We start from the raw sequence: 18,961 nt of genomic DNA, 5'->3' as shown, positions 1-18,961 counted from the left end.
TACCACAAATGATTATATGCTGTTCAATTATTCTGAAAACAGATCTGAAATCCACTGGTCGCTCAATTCCAACCAACGGGAAGCATTTCCGTGACTTTCAATATTTCCTTTTCCGTATCCATGACCTCCCTTTTCAAAGAGGTGAAGTTCACTTTTAATGCCCTCCTGATTAAGTGCTTTGGCATACCTGATGGAATTTTCTGCAGGCACAGCAGTATCGTCCCAACTATGAACCAAAAAAGCTGGAGGCGTAGTATTCTTTATTTGCGTTTCATTGGAGAAGTAATTTTCAAGATCTGAATTAAGCTTTTCGCCCAACAAATTATGTCTCGATCCCTGATGGGTAATACTTGTATCCATACTGATGACTGGATAGACCAAAACACTAAAATCAGGTCTTGAACTAGGTTGTTTGTCCTTGTTAGGATGATTATGAACAGAAACAGATGATGCAAGGTGGCCTCCTGCTGAGAACCCTAAAACTCCAATCTTATCGCTGTCATAATGCCATTTTTTTGCCTTTCTTCTCAAAAATCGAATACCTTCTTCTGCATCCATCAAAGGGACATTCCAAGACTCATTAAGGAGGGCTTCTTCTGGTAGCCTATATTTAAGTACCGCTGCAGTATATCCTCTCTCACTGTACCATCTGGCTATCTGATGTCCTTCATGCTGAATAGCGATAATTCCATATCCCCCTCCCGGGCATATCAAAATGGCCTTACCATTACTCGCTGTTTTTTGGGGCTTGTAAACTGTTATCTGGGGGATGGCTACCCTTTCTATTCTTCCACCATTACCAATTACATCCTTGTCCAAAAGTACCTTTGTATTTGGGGCATCACCTGAATAAAGAGGAAATGTCTCTTGCTGAGCAGTGCAAATAATGGGTATAGCCAACAGGATACTGGCTATTATATATTGAATTTTAGGCATTGGGTTGTACTGTTTTACTTTGAAAGTCCAAAATATAGGAATTTTAGCTTTGTCAAGGAAGACTTAACTGCTTCAAATTATTCAAAAAAGCTACATTAAGTCTGGGCTTCCTGTTTTTTATTCATCCATTTTGGTGCGGAAAGAAACCATACCACTGTACCGACAAACATGAGTGTTTTACAAAGATCTGCTGTGATCGAACCTGAAAACACTAAAAATGAGGGTACAATGGTCAATCCCAATGCGATAAATGAAATGATTTTAAATATATTATTCATAATCAGGTTATTTTAGGAGATGGGAACTGTTTTTCTTGATTTTTTGACTACTGATGGACTTGGCTCGTCTTTATGGTTTCTTTGTACTAGTTTGCTACTGATCAAATAAACGATTACTGCCACAAACCAGCCAGGGAGTCCTAAGAAGAAGATCTCAATTTCCCCAAAGAAGTTAAGACCTACGCAGAATATCAAAGTGATTAGCCATGTAATACCTACTGCCGGATTAAAAGAACTATTATTAAACTCTGCAAAATTTGATCTCAGTCCCATTTTTGGTAAAAGGAAAATATCAATGAATACAACAGCACCCAAAGGCATCAATACCAAGCCATAAAGGGCCACAAAGTCCAACAACTGCATCATCAATGCGGGGAAACAAGCTGCAATCGTCGTGATCAAACCTACAAACAAAGTCACTTTCCATGTTTTCCACTTGGGATTGATGGACTGTATGGCCAAACCAGCCCGGTACAAGGTAGGATTGGCAGTCGTCCAACCAGCAATGATCACACAAATAGCCCCGGCAATACCTACTGCTTCATAAGCAATTGGTCCTGGAGCAAACACCAAGCTATTGTCTGATTCCAAAAGGAACAGGGAATATAGGATACCTGAAGCGATCCAAGCAACATAATGTCCTAAAAACAAACCTGTAGAGGCCGCAAAACCAGCCGTCCATTTCTTTGCATACCTTAATATGGACATATCTGCCATCCCAATGTGCATGGCCATATTACAGAACCATGCGAAAAACATGATATGCCAAAAAGTAAATTTGGTATTTCCCTCCAAAGGTTGGCCTGACCAGATAGTCTCTTTGGCTACAGGCCAAAAATCACTGATGGAGTTGATCCCCAACCGCGGCAAAACGGCCACAGCAGCTGCAACAAAAATCATGATCATCCAAGGAGCTGCAATATTGGCAAATTTCACCACTTGGTTAAAGCCAAACATAGCGATGACCGTAGTAATGGCCCCAACGGCAAAAACAGTAATGACAAAGCCCACACTGGTAGGAAGTGTATCATTGAGTGCTGGCATGGCCATATCAAAAGGAATGCCCACTGCCGTTGCTGCCACTGTAATCATGGCCCCGGCCAAAAAACAAAAGGCCACTGCATTGACCAAATTATAGATCATGGTAAATCGACTACCAGCGATCTTTTCAAGTTGAAAGTACAAAGTGAGCCGAGTTTTAGTGGCTGCTTTTCCTGTTAAAAAAGCCCAGCTCAAAACAGCTAAAATATTCCCAATTATAAGCCCTGTCACCAAATCAATGGCACTTGCACCATGGGCGACAAATAGCGGCCCTAAAACAAACTCGGTTCCTGCTGTATGTTCACCAGCATAAGTTCCTACAAAGCTTTTCCAACTTTTTAGTTCATGCTTTGGAATAGGCTCTCTTTCGTGTTCATTGACAGCTTCTAGCTTCTTTACTAGGTTATTTTTTTGGGACATATTTCTATTTTTTCGTATTCTGGGTAATTGTGAAAATAAAAAAGTTCACAGAAACAGCTGTCCTGTACTGTTATGGACGATAGTCAAATCCTAGCATTAAATGGAACCCCGGTCAATAAAGTTAAAGACATTTTTCACCACTTCCTTTTTATGCTTCTTAATCATATAGGCCGCAGTTTCCCCCATTACCTTAAAATCCGTAGACATAACGGTTATCCCTAGTAGTTCCTTCAATGGCGTATCATTATAAGATATCACCCCTATATCTTCACCAAGCTCAAATTCTCTTTCCCTGATTTGCTTGATCAAATTAATCAGGTCATTTTCCTCTATTATTATATAAGCATCATGTTGGTCCAAGTCCATATCGGCATATATGGTATCTATGATCTCGAAGTTGATACCAAATTCCACACAAAACTTTTTAAAGCCTTGTTTGATTTCGCTTGGGTAAGGATATATTACTTTGTCTGGATATACTAAAATCAGCTTTTCATATTTTTTAATCCTAGCCAGGCCCTCTTTTAGCGCCTGGTAAATATCCATTTTAAAATCCTGATAAATAGCTGCAGTCTCCAAACCGGCATCTGGGAGGTAATTATCCATGATGATCACCTTTTCAGAGGGAATATCCGTTATACTTTTGATTACTTCCTGATCATAATTCAGATGGTTCAATTCCTGGTCTTTAAAGTGGGGCATAATGACATAATAATCATAGGCACCGGTATTCTCCTTTAAGAGGTTAATAAGGTTCTTTGGATCACAATGATAAATGTTTAAGTCCACCTGCGAATCCGGCCCAAGATTGTTAACAAATGAATTATATATTCTCAGCTTATAATTCGAGAGCTTATTGAGCAAAAAAAGCACCTTAGTTTGAGAATGGGACACATTTCTTGCTACATAATATCCTTTCCCTTTTACAGAAATGATGATCTTCTTCTTCTTAAGCAAGCTATAGGCTTTTTCCACAGTATCCCTAGAAAGGTAATGCCCCTCACTGATCTCGTTGATCGAAGGTATTTTTTCTCCTACGGAAAGGGCGCCTTTTTCAATATCCTCTATAATGGAATTGATAATTTGCTGGTACTTTGGAATTCTGGATTCAGAATCAATTCGTATGGATGATGAGGTTGCGATCATTCTGGGGTTTAGGTAATAAATGGCAATAAATTCTAAGATATAGATTACTGTCCAAACTTAGTAGAGACTGGAGAATAATTTTAATAGTAGGAACCCAAAGGCCAAATTTCAGGAAAGCTCCATCTCTCTACAAATCTACCTAACTAAAATATAATCAACTCTTAAACTTAACATACTCAACAGCACCATATTCAAATCAGAAACAATTACAGGTACTAAACATGAAGTGATTAGTGAAAAATACTCATTTTTGAGTATTTACTAGAAAAGTGGAAAATAATACTTTTGGAGCAGCATAACTTTTGTTCCCTATGAATTTGAGTAATATAAAATACCGGAATTTAGACTAAGGGGACTTTTTATCCAAAACCCCAAATAGACTACCATAAAATGAATTTCTCCCAATTAATAAATCCTTGAATCGAAAGGAGTAAAAGAAGCTTACCAATATTTTAAGCATTAATGGCCTATACCATTTTTCCAACCCCTTTCCACGAAGAACACAATAATCATATAGACGAACCAAGTAAACATTTTTAATGAAGTAATGACATGAAAAATCGAAAAATCAATTTGTTCTATTTAGCATTCCTCCTATTGCTAAGCACTGCTTACAGTTATGGGCAAGACACTACACAAGTTCAGATAGAATACAAACAAGATTTCCCAACAGACTTTAGGGGCAGTTATATTAGGATAGGACTCAATAATATTACAGACAGTGAATTAATACCTTCCATGACACCATATGATAATGTCAGGGATGGCAAAATCGGAGCTTCGAAAGGCTATACATTTGAATGGGGAAGGAATTATTATTTCAACAATAGAAGCAGTAGTTCGATTAAATTCGGCTTGGACTGGACCATTATCAACTTAAGTTATACTGAGCTAGACTGGGCTGATTATGCTAAATCAAATACAGGACAAACAGAAGACACTAATATTTTCCATGGAGCTAGCCTCTCCTCAAAATTGGGCCCCGTGATAAGCTACAATCCCGTTGAAGAATTTATAGTGGATCTCAGGGCCCAAGTAGGAATCTCTTATCATGCCATGTTAATTGACTATTATGATGAATCAACAGAGGATTATTTCACTTCATTTTCTGGAGATGGCCTTAGCGGTGTAATGTCAGACATGTGCTTGTACCCAAGTTTTGGACTTAGCATCAGACGCAAGGCGATTGGATTGGCAGTGGACTATTTTAACCAAAAAGTAAACATGCCTTATGAATCAGAAAACGATGGCGAGGGCATGGTGGAAACACCTCTCTCCACCCTGCAATTTAAACTGATGTTCTCTTTCAGATAAAAACTAGGCTGAATTGGATAGTATCATATAACTTATCCCATTTTTCTATAATTACATACATATTATTATTCTTCACCTCTGCCTATCTGCTTAATACCCGCTCAATAAAACGCAACAATGTTGCATTTTATTGAGCGGGTTGTATATTTGCATATTGACATCTTTGCTATAGCCATCGCAAAGGCCATCATATAAAATGGCTGATCAGCAGTTTTATGCATTTATAACTTTCAAAAATAGCTCATGGATACTCATAAAGATTTCGAGGTAATTATAATAGGAGGCAGTTATGCGGGACTTTCTGCCGCAATGGCCCTAGGTCGATCCTTACGAAAAGTATTAATTATAGATAGTGGCTTCCCCTGCAATCGACAAACACCACATTCCCATAACTTTATTACACAAGATGGCGCAAAGCCCAATGAAATCACCTTAAAGGCCAAAGAACAGGTCTTAAAATATAAGTCTGTACAATTTCTCGATGATCTTGCCATAAAAGGGGTAAAGCACAATGACACTTTCATGATTAGCACTGCGAGTGGGCAAGAATTTACAAGCAAAAAATTAATTTTCGCAACTGGTGTTAAAGATATCATGCCAGATATTGAAGGCTTTTCAGCGTGCTGGGGAATTTCAGTAGTCCATTGTCCTTATTGCCACGGGTATGAAATCCGCGAAAAGAAAACTGGGATTTTAGCCAATGGTGAAAAGGCATTGCATATAAGCCCTTTAGTCGCTAACCTTACCAATGAACTAAGCATCTTAACCCAGGGAAAACCTGACCTAAGTGAAGAACAGCTTTTAAAATTCACAAAGCACAATATAAGGGTCATAGAAAAGAAAGTGATAGAAATGACGCATGAAAATGGACAAATTAAAAATATAATATTTGAGGATGGAAGCAAAGAAGACTTTGAGGCTGTATATGGACCGCTTCCCTTTCACCAGCATTCAGACATCCCCACATCCCTTGGCTGCGAACTCAATGAGGAAGGCTATTTGACTGTTGATGGAATGCAAAAGACAAATATTGCAGGCATCTTTGCTTGTGGAGACAATAGTTCAGGTATGCGCTCCGTAGCCAATTCAGTGGCAAAGGGAAATATAGCAGGAGCAGTGGTCAATATGGAACTGGTCAAGGAACAATTCTAAGACTAATCAGCTCTCCGGTTGCTATAAAACAAAACTGGTTCAAGCCTAAAGGCCTGAACCAGTTAAAATTCAAATTTCAGTTATTTCTTTTTGATTTTGCTCCATTTCATTAGTAATGCCAATTCATCCTCAGAAAGTTGGCCTTCAGGCTTGTGTTCCAAGTATCTTTTTGGTGGCATATCTCCTTTTGCCAGTACTTCATAAATTTTACCTTTAGCTTCCACTTGTTCCGATTTCTTTTTGCTTTCCAAAATATCCCAGTCCAATTTGGCCTTTGCTTTCTTGCTTTTCGCATTAGCATTATGACACCCATAGCATTTTTGATCTACTATGGCTTTTATCTTTTTGGGCATTTTTTTCACCACTACATGAAGATCTGGACTGACTGGAACCTCCGATTTTTGTGTTCCCTGGAAGAATAGTAGACCAATGATTGTGGCCAACGGAAGTACGAAGAGTTTTTTCATATTATGATTAATGGTTTTAAAAGAGAATAATAAATAATATTAGGCTTTTTAGCAAAATAACAATAGCATATTTCAAAAAATACCATATCAATATTAATCAAACAAAGAGTAGGTACGGAATTTCATCCAGTTATACCAAACTTCAAATGACAAAAAATATAAAAGCCGCCATGAAATTCTCAAAGCGGCTTTTATATAATATTATTTAGTCTTAAAGCTTAAACCCACATTATACATTAGCCTATCAATTACGACCTGAAACTACTTTAAAATCAGGCGCTTCGCTGCTGTTTTCGATTTCACCATAGCGATGCTATGATTCAATCTCCAAACAGCCTGATTTTCTTGCAGTTTCAATTCTCTTAACGATTCCTAATGCATAAAGCTGGTTAAAATGCTCCCAGTTCAGCTATCCTTACACCCACTGGGCTACCATAAGAATCATGTGCTACAATTTTTATATATCGGGCAATTACAGACTCATCAAAGATAAACTGCTGTCTTCCCTTATTGGCACTTGCCAAAAAGTCTCCAGCATTGGTCCAAGTACTATTATCTTCAGAAACATATACCGTAAAGTTCATGAGCATAGCATTCGTTGCCTTCTGGTTTTGAACAATTGAAACCCCATTAATTTTAAAGCTATCAGCCATATCTACTGTGATATGGTGCGGAGGGGTTGGTTGGCTTCCATACCATCCTGAATGCCAAACCGTATAAATATCATTATCTATCATATGGTAAGCCCAACCGGAATCTTCAAAATCATCTTCTTGCGAAGAAAAGTCAATCACCGACCAATTGGTTTTGTCTAGATCATCATATGTAATATCATCCACGACTATATCAGGCTTCCCATTTACAAAACTGTAATCATGACTTAAATTGGAAAAACGACCATTTTCATGAACAAACCTCATATTCAGCTTAAAGGGATATTGTTTGAACTGTTCATCAATATCCGCTAAAGCCATCTTAAAGGATACACTATCCTGACCTGAAGCCGTCTCTATGATATCTCTGCTGGTCCAAGAGATCGCATTATAATTCCCATCTGAGGGGCTTGTTTTAGGATCATTATAAACAATAACTCCTTTAGTATCTACTTCACTAGTAAATTTTGCCTGTACATATAAATATTCCTCATCGGCATAGATCTTTTTATGCTTGATAACCAAGTTTGGATTTTGATCATAAAATTCAAATTCGGCATTATTCGTAAACAACTGATTATAGCGTAAAATCAAAGCACTTGCTTTGGTAAACTTGATCCCCGAAGGATTGGACCAGTACCTGCTGTTTCCATTTCCCATCATGGCGATGAAGTTATCAGAAACCTTTTGGCGGTTATGTGGCAGATTCAAACCATGTCCAAGCTCATGAATGGTTCCTCCAAGCCAGCGATCATCCCGGGTAGGAAAACCTTCGCCCTCTACCCATTTGTCCATATCATATCCACCGGCATAGTCCCTGGTGAAAGCAAACTTTCCAATACCATAAAAAGGAACCCCCACTTCTTCACTTGCAGGTAAGAAAACCAAGAAATGGTCACTGGTCTGTTCTTCTGGATGCTGTGCAAAATATTCTTTTATTTCCTCAATCGCCCTACGGCCTCCTCCATTATAAGGATAGTAATACCGGTCTTCCTTTGCTTCGATCAAATGAATCTTCACAAAGCCAGGTATACTGTCATGTTCTTCCAGACCAAAGCTCCGATTTCCAAAACCATGAGATAAAAGCTCTTGTCCATAATAGCCCTGGATATGCTTCAAAGCCCCTGAAAGCCTCCTCTCATATTCTGCATGAGGTTCCATATCATTTGGCAAAAAGTAAACAACATTAAGTTGTTTTTGATAAGGAAGGGAAAGCTGTGATTTTACCACTTCATTTCCTTCTGCTCCAATCATACCCTCTTCACTACAGGAACTGAACATCATCCCTGCGGCTAAACATGGCAATGCAAGCCATGAAAAATAGGATTTTTTCATTTTCATAAAATATTGTTTTAAGGTTAGTCAGAAGTAATAATAGGACAAAAAATAAACAAATGAAAATTACAAATTTCAAAACCAGACAGAATAATTACTATATTTATATAAAAATACTATAAACAAGATATCGAAAACAATAATTTATGAAACACAAACGCAATAAAACGTCTCTTATAAAAAAACAGCAAAAAAGCGTTTTTTGTAGGAAACTCAAAAAATCCCTTCCCTCATACTAGCAAATAATAAGGTAATCTAAGTCTGAAGGTTCTATTCGCTTAGATCTAAATAACTACTTTCCCTACTATTAGAAGGCCTTCCCTATATACCAAGACAGGTCCTAGACCCCATCTAATGGCTTGAACTATTAGGGATCGTATCATAGGAGCAATTATACCCCAGTTTAAAACTATAACTATTATTAACCTCAAAAATAAAAGAATTTCTATCCTTAGAAATTTTATCAGAAACCATTATCCTATCAAAATCTCTTTCATTTTCAACAAGGTGAAAATATAGAGAAAACTTTTCTTCGCCAGCTACCATCTTAACAATTTTATATCCATGATTTTTATAATCAATATACTTATCAACCACTCTTGCATCGTTAATTTCGCTTTGGAACACATCCTTATGCAGCTCACAGTTAATACTATCTCTACCAACTTGATTTAAATCTATGATCCCCAAAAGCCACATCAGTATAACTGCAAAAATAAAAGTTAGCATAAATACAATATGATAAGAATACTTCCCCATTAAAAACAACTTTTAATACAAATAATCTGCTAATATTATAAATCAATGAAATCTAATTTAAGTCTAAAAATTTCAAAAAGTGCGGCATGGGCTGATGCAGTTTCAGGGGACAGCTTTTTTAAAATTTTATCTGAACCAAATATTAGGTATATAAAGAACAAAATACACAGGGAAATCATCAAAACCAATAACAGTATAATCAAGAAAATCATGGATCATAATGAAGAAAGTCACAATCCAATATTAGCTGTTTACAAATTCAAGCCATTTTAGTATGACTGTGTTCGAAAAACAAGACAAATAAACCCCAAAACAGCATAGGCGCTATTGCATAAACCACCCCATAACTTCTGTATTAACTTGGAAAACTTTGCGGATGAATAAGGCTCTACTTCACCTCAACCTTGCTTTTCTGCTCCAACACCAAGGCAGCCCCATAGGCAGAACCTAGTGGAAAATCAGAAAACTCAAGTTCATAGCCCGACAAATAATGCTGCAACAGGTCCATAAACACCTCATTGTGCACAAAGCCGCCATCAATGAATACTTTGCTGATCTCAGAACTTCCCTGGGCCAGCTTCAATGAAGCCACCTGTAGTAATGTTACCCCCCAAATCAAATGGTGATAGGCTTCTTCGTAAGAGCCAAATTCTTCTGGCTTCCATTCATTGCCTTCAAAAAGTGATTGCACCAAAGGAGTCGCTGCAATATGTTTCGGATAAAAAGTACACTTTGCTTTTCCTTCCTTGATCTGTCCTAAAATGGACTGGTCAGCAGCAAGGCTTTTATAATATTTATCCGGCTTATTGAAATGCTTGTTAATGCGGTCAATCTGATAATTGAATTCATAGCCCATGAAAAAACGAGAGGCCTTCACAGGATTACCCTCAATACTAAGAAAGTTCAAGCAATCATCTTGCAATTCCTCCTGTGTCAGCGGATCCTGGGTAAAAGGATTCAAAGAAATACTCCAGGTCCCGGTTGATATCAATAAAAAAGGCTCCTTGATCCTTACCAGGTAAGATGCAAGTGCAGATGAACTATCATGGATGCCCACACCTACTTGAACATCATGGCCGCAAAGTTGTGAGACAAAGCTTTTACCAGTAGGGACGATCTCCGGGAGTATACCATCGATTCCTTCCTGCTTCACCCATTGGTGATATTCCCCTTTTTCAAAATCCCAAAGCCTGGTATGACAACCAATCGAAGTAGGTTCACTCACTGCTTTCCCCGTAAAGAGGTAACTTAGATATTGAGGAAAATGCAGTGAATATCTGATTTTTTCAAAAATCTCTGGCTTGTTTTTTTTCAACCAATAAAGCTGCAAGCCTGAGTTCAACATACCCAATGATGGCGATGCGGTTTCAAGATTATTCTTTTCCGCTGGATAGGACCGGTAAAATTCGTCTATAATTTCATTTGGAATCTCCTTAAGGTAATTATAAAGCGGCGTCAAAGGTCTACCGTCTTCTCCAATATGTACAAATGAGGCACCATAAGTAGAAAAGTTGATCCCCTTTAGCTTATAATCTGGAGATTTACAGATACCATCGATAGTGGATTTTATCCAATTGGTCAATGCGTCCAAATCATCACATTCAAAACCATCTTCATCTTCAGTAAGCGGAATTTTATTGTACTCCTGCTTGATTTCGTTCATGTGTTCATCAAACAAGAAAAATTTCTTATTGGTCTTTCCTATATCAAATATGGCTATTACCTGTAATGGCATCATGGGCAATGTTAATGGTACTTTCCTTACGGAAAATAAGATACAAAACCGGCAACCCTATTCATCCCCTTTGAGAAAATCTTCAAACCTATTAAACCCATAAATAGAGAGATGAATGGATTACCGGAAATAAAATAAATAGTCAGTGGTTTCTGGGAAATACTCTCCTTTTGCTTGAAAAGAGACTGCTTTTCACAATAATGATCAATTATAATCCTGTAGACAAAGTTTTGACGCCTCGCTGGGCTATCAACTCTCTTCTTATATTAAGTCGTCTATAAGCCCCTATGGGGTCCAGCGCTCCATCAGCCTGCAGCCTGGCCTCGGCCAATAATGGCCTTACATCAGTTCTGTATGCATTTTGTAAAATCTCTTGCGCCAAGGATGGGTCATTATTTTCTCTCGCCTCTTCCAAGGCCGCTCTATCCACCAACATCGCCTGGGCATAAGCCAGGTTTATCGCTTCTAAAGATTGTAATAAATCTTCCAATGGATCCTTAAGGTTATGACTGGCATCGATCATCCAGGCAGGATAAGGATTTTTAGAGGTTGGATCTTCCATTCCGTCCACAAGCTCATTGAAAATCAAAAACAACTGATAGGGCTTCAAGGCCCCTACAGTCAGGTCATCATCCCCATATTTGGAATCATTGAAATGGAAACCTCCCAGCTTGCCCACCATCATCAAGGTGGCTACAATCTGCTCGATATTGGTATTGGGAAGGTGATGGCCCAGATCCACCAAACTATAGGCCCTATCTCCCAGCTTATCTGCCAACATATGCGAAGAACCCCAGTCCTGAATTACAGTTGAGTAGAAATTCGGCTCGTATGGCTTATATTCTACAAACATCTTCCAATCGGATGGCATTCCTGCATAAATCTCTTGAAGGGACTCCAAAGTCCGCTGAAATGCCTTCTTGAAGTTCAACTGACCAGGAAAAGAGGATCCATCTGCCAACCAAACCGTCAATGACTTTGATCCTAGGGCATCACCATATTTGATCACTTCCAAATTATGGTCAATGGCCTGTTGGCGTACCGCCTTGTCCACATGGCAAAGGGAACCAAATTTATAGGAAAGTTCTTGGCCGGCTTGATCCTGAAAAGTATTGGAATTCACTGCATCAAAAGCCAAGCCGTGAGAAGCCGCCAGCTGTTTCACAGCATCAATATCTTGGGGAATATCCCAAGGGATATGCAATGAAATGGCTCCGGCTGATTGACTCAAATGATGCAATAAACCTACATCGGCAATCTTGTCCTCCAAGGTTCCCGGCTCTCCTCCACCAGAAAAACGACCAAAGCGCGTACCGCCAGTGCCCAAGGCCCAGCTCGGTACGGCAACTTGAAAACCTTTCAGTTTCTCTATTATTCCATTAACATCAACCCCTCTTCTTCCTAGTACTTTAGTCAAATGATCAAGGCTCTCCCGATGGTCCGAGAGTGCCTGATCGTTCAATGCTTTTATTTTTTGTTGATCTATTCGCATAATTATCTTACAAAGGCAGCAGCCACGCCACCGTCTACATTTAGAATATTACCGGTACACTTGCTTAGGTCTCCTCCCACAAAAGCAAACACACCATTGGCGATATCATCCACACCGATGATCTCATTCAATATAGTCCTTTTGGCGTAAAATGCCGGTAATTCTTCCACTTTAATACCATAGGCTTTTGCTCTTCCAGCAGCCCATTCGCCTTCCCAAATTTTACTTCCCTCGATCACGGCATCAGGATTCACCACATTCACACGGATCTTGTCCTTACCTAACTCAGCAGCTAATAAACGGCTCATATGCACCTGTGCAGCTTTTGCTGTACCATATCCTACATTATTCGGTCCAGATACCAAGGCATTTTTACTGGCGATATTAATGATATCCCCACCAAGCTTTTGGGCCCTAAGTACCTCTACACCGGCTTTGGAAACGGCAAACTGCCCTTTCACCAAAATGTCCTGCAACAAATCCCAATCTTTCGCTGAAGTTTGCTCAATCGGCTTGGAGATAGCCAGTCCAGCACAATTGACCACAATATCCACTCCTCCGAACTTCAAGGCAGCTGCTTTATACGCTTTTAGAATATCATCTCCTTTGGTAACATCCATTACCGCTCCTCCACCTACATCCTTGGAATAGGTACCCACAGCCTCATCCAATCTGTCTTGGTTAATGTCAGTAATGAATACACAAGCACCTTCTTTAGCCAGCTTGTCAGCAATTGCCTTACCAATGCCTCCGGCACCACCAGTCACCAGCGCCACTTTTCTAGACAAAGGCTGCTCCTTAGGCATTCTTTGAAGCTTGGCTTCCTCCAATAACCAGTACTCAATATCAAATGCTTCCTGCAATGGCAAAGCAACATACTCAGAGACAGCTTCAGCACCACGCATCACATTGATGGCATTGATGTAAAATTCACTGGCTACACGGGCAGTCTGCTTATTCTTGGCATAAGAGAACATCCCCACACCTGGCCAAAGGATGATCACAGGATTGGGGTCACGCATGGCAGGGCTGTTATCACGCTTATGGTCTTCGTAGTATTTTTTATAGTAAGCCCTGTAATCTTCAAAGTCTTTTTCCAACTTGGCTTTGATCTCTTCAGTATTGCTCAGGTCAATATCAGCAGGAAAATCCAATACCAAAGGCCTGATCTTGGTTCTAAGGAAATGGTCAGGACAGCTGGTACCAAGTGGCGCCAGTTTTTCAAGGTCATTGCTATTGGCAAACTGCAATACACGCTCATCATCAGTAAAGTGGCCAACCATTCTGTTGTATCCGGATGCTAAGCCCCTCAAAACAGGAGCAATAATAGCAGCTTGGTCCAAACGTGCTTCAGGAGCCAAAGATGCGATCTTCTGCCCACCAAATACAGGACGGTTTTTACCGTAATTATCTTCTAGGTACTGGGATGCCATATCGATTACTTCCAAGCTGTTGACATAGCATTCATAGGCCGTGTCTCCCCAAGTAAACAAACCATGGCCACCAAGCATGATCCCACGGATACCAGGATTGTCGTTCAATGCTTTTTCCAACTGCAAAGCCAGGTCAAATCCTGGTCGCTGCCAAGGCACCCAAGCAATCTGTCCATCAAAAAGCTCCTTGGTAATCTGCTCTCCATCCTTAGCTGCAGCAATGGCTATTGCGGCATCCGGGTGAAGATGGTCAATATGCTTAAAAGGAAGGAATGCATGCAGCGGCGTATCAATGGATGGAGCCTTAGAATCCAAATCATAAATACAATGGTTGAAAAGACCAACCATCTCATCTTCAAACTCCAATCCTCTGTACACATTTTTAAGCGAGTGCAATTTCTCTACATACAGGCCTGCCAATCCACTCTTGGTCAGGGTACCGATGTCTCCACCTGATCCCTTTACCCACATCACTTCGGTTTCGTTCTTGGTCAATGGATCTACTTCCGTTGTTTTACAACTGGTATTACCTCCTCCATAATTAGTAATTCTAAGGTCGGCTCCCAAGATATTGGATCTATAGATCAGTAGGGCTACCTCATCTCCCTCCAATTCCTGGGCTTTTTGCTCATCCCATAGGTAGTTTACATGCTTAAATGTACGCTCTGCTGTGCTCATTATGATTAATATTTTTTGATTACAATCTTCTAGTATGTGATAGCGAATTTATTTTTTTCAATTGGTATTACTGTCCTGTTGTGTGCTGATAAAACCGTTCATGAAAGTATTTACGCTTCTATCATTTTATTGTAGTCAAATTTGATTTAGTACAATTCCTGAAGAACCACATCCCCATAAATCCTCATACCCAAGTTCAGCAGGTGCAAAAACTACCCTACAAATTTGCTCAGCTGCAAGCTTTATCCTTAAGCCCAATGAAGTTTATAATTTAATTTCCTATTAACTTGACCTCAGCTTCTCGATTAAGCAAAAGCCCCACATGGGTCAAGAAAAGGAAAAAAGCTGCAAAGAAATGTTCAATATTCATAAAGCTATAAATTGATTATTTTGGTTTAATTAAGGTAACTTTATCCTTTAGTTGCTCAAGCTCAACCTGCAACTCACACAATGGAAAAATAATCCTTTATTCCTTATTTGGGCTACTCCCCGTCCTGAAACAGTTGCCTAAATTAAACAGCATGGTGCAGGATAAGGATGTAGATGAAAGACCATAAATTGGGAATTTGAAATAAAAAACTATGCGAGTAGGACTCTTTATACCTTGTTACGTCGACCAGTTTTACCCTGGCGTAGCAAAGGCTACCCTAGAATTATTGGAAAAACATGGTGTGGAAGTGGATTACCCGCTATCCCAAACCTGTTGTGGACAGCCCATGGCTAACTCCGGATATGAAAGATATGGCAAAGCATCATCTGAACTTTTCATGAAGAATTTTGGTGGATTTGACTATATCGTTGCCCCTTCTGGCAGCTGCACCCTTCATGTCAAAGACCATGTGCTTCCCAAAGAGGAAAATGCGCCCAAAATCTATGAACTCTGCGAATTCTTGACCGATGTACTTAAAGTAAAAGATATCGCATCTACTTTCCCTTATAAAGTAGGCTTTCATTCCTCCTGCCATGGCCTAAGGGGGCTAAGACTAGCAAAGTGTTCCGAGCGAATGGATCCTGAGTTCAACAAACCCCTTTCTTTACTCAAACAGGTCAAGGAAATAGAAATGATAGAACTGGACCGCAAAGATGAATGCTGTGGATTTGGCGGCACCTTTGCCGTGGCAGAAGAAGCCGTCTCTGTCACCATGGGGAATGACCGATTAGCGGACCATACTAGAAATGGAGTAGAAGTACTAACTGGCGCTGACATGTCCTGCCTCATGCACCTCCAAGGATTGATCAAGCGCCAAAACAGCCCAATTAAGGTTATGCATATCGCTGAAATCCTCAATGGAAACCCTGTCGAATAAGCAATTATGAAAACTCAAAGCCACGCCCAAGCGGCAGCAGAATTTATAAAAGATGATGCCAGGACTCACTGGCATGATGAAACACTATGGCATGTGCGCCAAAAACGGGACCTTTCTGCACAAGGCATTCCTGAATGGGAAACCCTCAGGGATACAGCCTCTGCTACCAAAGATTATGTCCTTTCTCATTTGGACGAACTATTGGAACAGTTTGAAGCCAATGCGTTGGCCAATGGAGTAGAAGTGCTCTGGGCCAAGGATGCCCAAGAACATAATGAACATGTCTATAGGATCCTACAGGAAAACAAGGTTTCCAATATTGTTAAAAGCAAATCCATCCTTACCGAAGAATGTGGACTCAACCATTATTTGGAGGACAAGGGTTATGATGTGGTGGATACTGATCTGGGCGAACGTATCATACAATTTGCCAAGCAAGCTCCCAGTCATATTGTACTTCCTGCCATTCACTTGAAAAAACAGGATATTGGAGAGATTTTCCATGAACATATTGGGACAGATGAAGGTGCCAGTGATCCTAAATACCTCACTGAAGCAGCCAGACAACATCTTCGAAAAAAATTCGTCGAAGCCAATGCTGCTATTACCGGGGTAAACTTCGGCATAGCAGAAACAGGTGGCTTTGTGGTCTGCACCAATGAAGGGAATGCAGACATGGGTACTCATTTGGCGGATATCCACATCGCCTGTATGGGCATAGAAAAGCTGATTCCAAGAGCTACTGATTTGGGTGTATTCCTTAGGCTATTGGCTAGAAGCGCCACCGGCCAAAGCATCACCAATTATTCCTCCCATTTCCATAAACCTGCACCAGGCAAAAAACTGTACATTATCTTAGTTGATAATGGCCGTACAGAACAACTTGGCCGTGAGGATTTCAAAAACTCCCTTAAATGTATTCGTTGCGGTGCTTGCATGAATACTTGCCCAATTTACAGAAGAAGTGGCGGCTATAGTTATAATTCTACCGTTCCTGGACCGATAGGATCAATACTCTCTCCTGGCAAAGACCTGAAAAAATACAGCACTTTACCTTTTGCCTCCACCCTCTGCGGCTCTTGCTCAGACGTTTGCCCTGTGAAAATCAATATTCACGAGCAACTCTATAAATGGCGTCAGGTGATCACCGAAAATACAGATGTGGACGCCAGTAAAAACTTGGCCATGAAAGTAGCCGGATACACCTTTGGCAGACCTGTACTTTATGACTTGGCAGGAAAAATGGCAAGAGCAGCCTTGAAAATCACTCCGGACAGCCTAGTTTACAGCAGCATCAATGTCTGGGGTAAACACCGTAATTTACCGGATGTACCCAAAGAGAGTTTTAAAGAGTGGTACCAGAAAAACAGAAAATCATGAGCAGTAAAGCATCCATATTAGCGGCCATCAAGAAAAATAAACCAGAAGCAAGTTCTTTGCCTGCATTACTCGTCTTTCCCGATGAGCAGAATTTAGTGGAGAAATATGAAAAAGGATTAACTGGCAATGGAGGGAAGCTAATCCAAGCAGCCAACCTTGAAGAAGTCCAAGCTTATATTGAAGCCAACTTCTCCGGCGAGCAACTCAAAGCCTCACTGGTTGAAGGTATTGATGGCAATGTCAACGTCAATAATATCTCTGATCCCCATGATCTAGAACATGTTGAATTGGCTGTGCTAAATGGTGAGTTGGGTGTGGCAGAAAATGGTGCCATCTGGATGCCAGAAAAAAATGTAGTGCATAGGGTCCTGCCGTTTATCGCCCAGCATCTGATCATTCTACTTAAAAAGGATAGTTTATTGACCAATATGCACCAGGCATATGAAAAGGTAAAAGTAAATGAACATGGTTATGGAGTATTCATTGCGGGTCCATCCAAAACAGCTGATATTGAACAATCCCTGGTCATTGGCGCCCATGGTCCAAGGAGTTTGACCGTTTTTTTGGTTGATTAAAGACTTTTAACCAAAGTAAACCAAAAACGGCCAATCCAAATATTGATGGATTGGCCGTTTTACTATTATCTGGTATAACAAGTATAGAATATTTGTTCTTTCTTCTTGATACCAACTACTAGCATCTTGATACTTAGCACTTCCTATTCTTCATTCAAATCCAATATCTTCTGGATATCATTGATTTCTCCAAATAACACTAAAATATCATTATCCTCAATTACCGTTTGAGCACTGACCACCCCCATTACCTTCTGTCTTTCTTGCATATTGCCAAAAATATTGGGTCGGTTTCTCATCTTGATAATGGTCAAGATATTTACATTGAACCGATTTCTTACAGCTGTTTCCCCAATAGTCTGCCCCACAAACTCCTTTGGAGCTGTCACTTCCACAATATTATATCCATCAGAAATATCAAAGCTGTCAATCACACCCTTCATCTCCAGTTTCTTGGATAGACGCTCGGCGGTTTCCTCCTCCGGATGAATGATCTCATCTACTCCAATGGCCCTGATTACCGTTTCATGAGTATTGGTAATGGAGCGGCTAATGATCCGTCTGGCCTTCAATTCCTTGAAGACTGCTGTGGCCATAATAGAGGCTCCCATGTCTTCACCTATAGCAATGAGCACAACGTCAGTATCTGAAATAGGTAAATTCTTGACCACATTCTTATCCGTGGCATTGAGACAAATGGTATGGGTAATATTGTCCTTGGCATTTTCCACCTTCGCCATATCACTATCTATACCGATCACTTCATGCCCTTTATCTGTGAGCCTTGCGGCCAAATAAGCCCCAAAATTGCCCAAGCCTACAATGATAAATTTCATATGATTATTGTTTAAAATTCTTCT

General features: G+C 40.0%; 17 protein-coding genes. 6 read left to right on the top strand and 11 right to left on the bottom strand.

Annotation, left to right across the window (positions count from 1 at the left end):
• Positions 1–27: 27 nt before the first annotated feature.
• From H7U17_RS06725 to H7U17_RS06710, 4 genes are all read right to left on the bottom strand, one after another.
• Positions 28–936: an alpha/beta hydrolase gene (locus tag H7U17_RS06725; protein ID WP_186755897.1), complete on the bottom strand. Its 909-nt coding sequence runs from the start codon at positions 934–936 to the stop codon at positions 28–30.
• 95 nt (positions 937–1,031) lie between these two features.
• A complete protein-coding gene (locus tag H7U17_RS06720; RefSeq protein ID WP_186755896.1) occupies positions 1,032–1,214 on the bottom strand; it encodes a hypothetical protein in 183 nt (60 codons plus the stop codon).
• A 12-nt stretch (positions 1,215–1,226) separates the two neighbouring features.
• Positions 1,227–2,675, bottom strand: coding sequence for a purine-cytosine permease family protein (locus H7U17_RS06715; RefSeq protein ID WP_230981296.1), 1,449 nt, complete (start codon positions 2,673–2,675; stop codon positions 1,227–1,229).
• A gap of 96 nt (positions 2,676–2,771) precedes the next feature.
• Complete coding sequence (locus tag H7U17_RS06710) at positions 2,772–3,821, bottom strand: GntR family transcriptional regulator (protein WP_186755895.1); 1,050 nt, start codon at positions 3,819–3,821, stop codon at positions 2,772–2,774.
• Between the two features lie 552 nt (positions 3,822–4,373).
• On the opposite strand from H7U17_RS06710, the gene H7U17_RS06705 reads away from it, so the two are divergent.
• Positions 4,374–5,135, top strand: a complete 762-nt coding sequence (locus tag H7U17_RS06705; protein WP_186755894.1) for a hypothetical protein — start codon at positions 4,374–4,376, stop codon at positions 5,133–5,135.
• Positions 5,136–5,378: 243 nt separating this feature from the next.
• A complete protein-coding gene (locus H7U17_RS06700; protein WP_186755893.1) occupies positions 5,379–6,287 on the top strand; it encodes an NAD(P)/FAD-dependent oxidoreductase in 909 nt (302 codons plus the stop codon).
• 80 nt (positions 6,288–6,367) lie between these two features.
• Here the strand turns inward: H7U17_RS06700 and H7U17_RS06695 are convergent, their stop codons facing one another.
• From H7U17_RS06695 to H7U17_RS06685, 3 genes are all read right to left on the bottom strand, one after another.
• Entirely contained in the window at positions 6,368–6,754 is a 387-nt protein-coding gene (locus H7U17_RS06695; protein WP_186755892.1) for a heme-binding domain-containing protein, read from the bottom strand.
• Between the two features lie 389 nt (positions 6,755–7,143).
• Entirely contained in the window at positions 7,144–8,748 is a 1,605-nt protein-coding gene (locus tag H7U17_RS06690; RefSeq protein WP_186755891.1) for a discoidin domain-containing protein, read from the bottom strand.
• Positions 8,749–9,093: 345 nt separating this feature from the next.
• Entirely contained in the window at positions 9,094–9,501 is a 408-nt protein-coding gene (locus H7U17_RS06685) for a hypothetical protein (protein ID WP_186755890.1), read from the bottom strand.
• Between the two features lie 45 nt (positions 9,502–9,546).
• On the opposite strand from H7U17_RS06685, the gene H7U17_RS06680 reads away from it, so the two are divergent.
• A complete protein-coding gene (locus tag H7U17_RS06680; RefSeq protein ID WP_186755889.1) occupies positions 9,547–9,774 on the top strand; it encodes a hypothetical protein in 228 nt (75 codons plus the stop codon).
• A 115-nt stretch (positions 9,775–9,889) separates the two neighbouring features.
• Here the strand turns inward: H7U17_RS06680 and H7U17_RS06675 are convergent, their stop codons facing one another.
• From H7U17_RS06675 to H7U17_RS06665, 3 genes are all read right to left on the bottom strand, one after another.
• Positions 9,890–11,239 carry an FGGY-family carbohydrate kinase gene (locus H7U17_RS06675; protein WP_186755888.1) on the bottom strand — a complete coding sequence of 450 codons (1,350 nt, stop codon included), beginning with the start codon at positions 11,237–11,239 and terminating at the stop codon, positions 9,890–9,892.
• A 205-nt stretch (positions 11,240–11,444) separates the two neighbouring features.
• Entirely contained in the window at positions 11,445–12,728 is a 1,284-nt protein-coding gene (locus H7U17_RS06670; RefSeq protein ID WP_186755887.1) for a TIM barrel protein, read from the bottom strand.
• A gap of 2 nt (positions 12,729–12,730) precedes the next feature.
• Positions 12,731–14,839 carry a bifunctional aldolase/short-chain dehydrogenase gene (locus tag H7U17_RS06665; RefSeq protein ID WP_186755886.1) on the bottom strand — a complete coding sequence of 703 codons (2,109 nt, stop codon included), beginning with the start codon at positions 14,837–14,839 and terminating at the stop codon, positions 12,731–12,733.
• Between the two features lie 581 nt (positions 14,840–15,420).
• Between H7U17_RS06665 and H7U17_RS06660 the strand changes: the two genes are divergently transcribed.
• Genes H7U17_RS06660 through H7U17_RS06650 form a run of 3 tightly spaced genes read left to right on the top strand, consistent with a single transcriptional unit; the run spans position 15,421 to position 18,101 of the window.
• The gene (locus tag H7U17_RS06660; protein WP_186755885.1) at positions 15,421–16,146 is read left to right on the top strand and encodes a (Fe-S)-binding protein; all 726 of its coding nucleotides are present in this window, start codon (positions 15,421–15,423) and stop codon (positions 16,144–16,146) included.
• A gap of 6 nt (positions 16,147–16,152) precedes the next feature.
• Complete coding sequence (locus H7U17_RS06655; protein WP_186755884.1) at positions 16,153–17,526, top strand: lactate utilization protein B; 1,374 nt, start codon at positions 16,153–16,155, stop codon at positions 17,524–17,526.
• Complete coding sequence (locus H7U17_RS06650) at positions 17,523–18,101, top strand: LutC/YkgG family protein (RefSeq protein WP_186755883.1); 579 nt, start codon at positions 17,523–17,525, stop codon at positions 18,099–18,101. Before H7U17_RS06655 ends, H7U17_RS06650 begins: the two co-directional genes overlap by 4 nt.
• 143 nt (positions 18,102–18,244) lie before the next feature.
• Here the strand turns inward: H7U17_RS06650 and H7U17_RS06645 are convergent, their stop codons facing one another.
• The gene (locus tag H7U17_RS06645) at positions 18,245–18,937 is read right to left on the bottom strand and encodes a potassium channel family protein (RefSeq protein WP_186755882.1); all 693 of its coding nucleotides are present in this window, start codon (positions 18,935–18,937) and stop codon (positions 18,245–18,247) included.
• Positions 18,938–18,961: the final 24 nt, after the last annotated feature.

It is taken from the genome of Echinicola salinicaeni, from assembly GCF_014280965.1.
Lineage (GTDB): Bacteria > Bacteroidota > Bacteroidia > Cytophagales > Cyclobacteriaceae > Echinicola > Echinicola salinicaeni.
The sequence above is the reverse complement of the archived record's forward strand: the minus strand, read 5'-3'. Positions and strand labels throughout refer to the sequence as shown.

What these genes read in the sequence shown, in the direction of transcription:
- H7U17_RS06650 (WP_186755883.1), top strand. Translation starts at nt 17,523, where the DNA reads ATGAGCAGTAAAGCATCCATATTAGCGGCCATCAAGAAAAATAAACCA.
- H7U17_RS06675 (WP_186755888.1), bottom strand. Translation starts at nt 11,239, where the DNA reads ATGATGCCATTACAGGTAATAGCCATATTTGATATAGGAAAGACCAAT.
- H7U17_RS06665 (WP_186755886.1), bottom strand. Translation starts at nt 14,839, where the DNA reads ATGAGCACAGCAGAGCGTACATTTAAGCATGTAAACTACCTATGGGAT.
- H7U17_RS06660 (WP_186755885.1), top strand. Translation starts at nt 15,421, where the DNA reads ATGCGAGTAGGACTCTTTATACCTTGTTACGTCGACCAGTTTTACCCT.
- H7U17_RS06645 (WP_186755882.1), bottom strand. Translation starts at nt 18,937, where the DNA reads ATGAAATTTATCATTGTAGGCTTGGGCAATTTTGGGGCTTATTTGGCC.
- H7U17_RS06655 (WP_186755884.1), top strand. Translation starts at nt 16,153, where the DNA reads ATGAAAACTCAAAGCCACGCCCAAGCGGCAGCAGAATTTATAAAAGAT.
- H7U17_RS06695 (WP_186755892.1), bottom strand. Translation starts at nt 6,754, where the DNA reads ATGAAAAAACTCTTCGTACTTCCGTTGGCCACAATCATTGGTCTACTA.
- H7U17_RS06720 (WP_186755896.1), bottom strand. Translation starts at nt 1,214, where the DNA reads ATGAATAATATATTTAAAATCATTTCATTTATCGCATTGGGATTGACC.
- H7U17_RS06685 (WP_186755890.1), bottom strand. Translation starts at nt 9,501, where the DNA reads ATGGGGAAGTATTCTTATCATATTGTATTTATGCTAACTTTTATTTTT.
- H7U17_RS06670 (WP_186755887.1), bottom strand. Translation starts at nt 12,728, where the DNA reads ATGCGAATAGATCAACAAAAAATAAAAGCATTGAACGATCAGGCACTC.
- H7U17_RS06705 (WP_186755894.1), top strand. Translation starts at nt 4,374, where the DNA reads ATGAAAAATCGAAAAATCAATTTGTTCTATTTAGCATTCCTCCTATTG.
- H7U17_RS06690 (WP_186755891.1), bottom strand. Translation starts at nt 8,748, where the DNA reads ATGAAAATGAAAAAATCCTATTTTTCATGGCTTGCATTGCCATGTTTA.
- H7U17_RS06700 (WP_186755893.1), top strand. Translation starts at nt 5,379, where the DNA reads ATGGATACTCATAAAGATTTCGAGGTAATTATAATAGGAGGCAGTTAT.
- H7U17_RS06715 (WP_230981296.1), bottom strand. Translation starts at nt 2,675, where the DNA reads ATGTCCCAAAAAAATAACCTAGTAAAGAAGCTAGAAGCTGTCAATGAA.
- H7U17_RS06710 (WP_186755895.1), bottom strand. Translation starts at nt 3,821, where the DNA reads ATGATCGCAACCTCATCATCCATACGAATTGATTCTGAATCCAGAATT.
- H7U17_RS06680 (WP_186755889.1), top strand. Translation starts at nt 9,547, where the DNA reads ATGAAATCTAATTTAAGTCTAAAAATTTCAAAAAGTGCGGCATGGGCT.
- H7U17_RS06725 (WP_186755897.1), bottom strand. Translation starts at nt 936, where the DNA reads ATGCCTAAAATTCAATATATAATAGCCAGTATCCTGTTGGCTATACCC.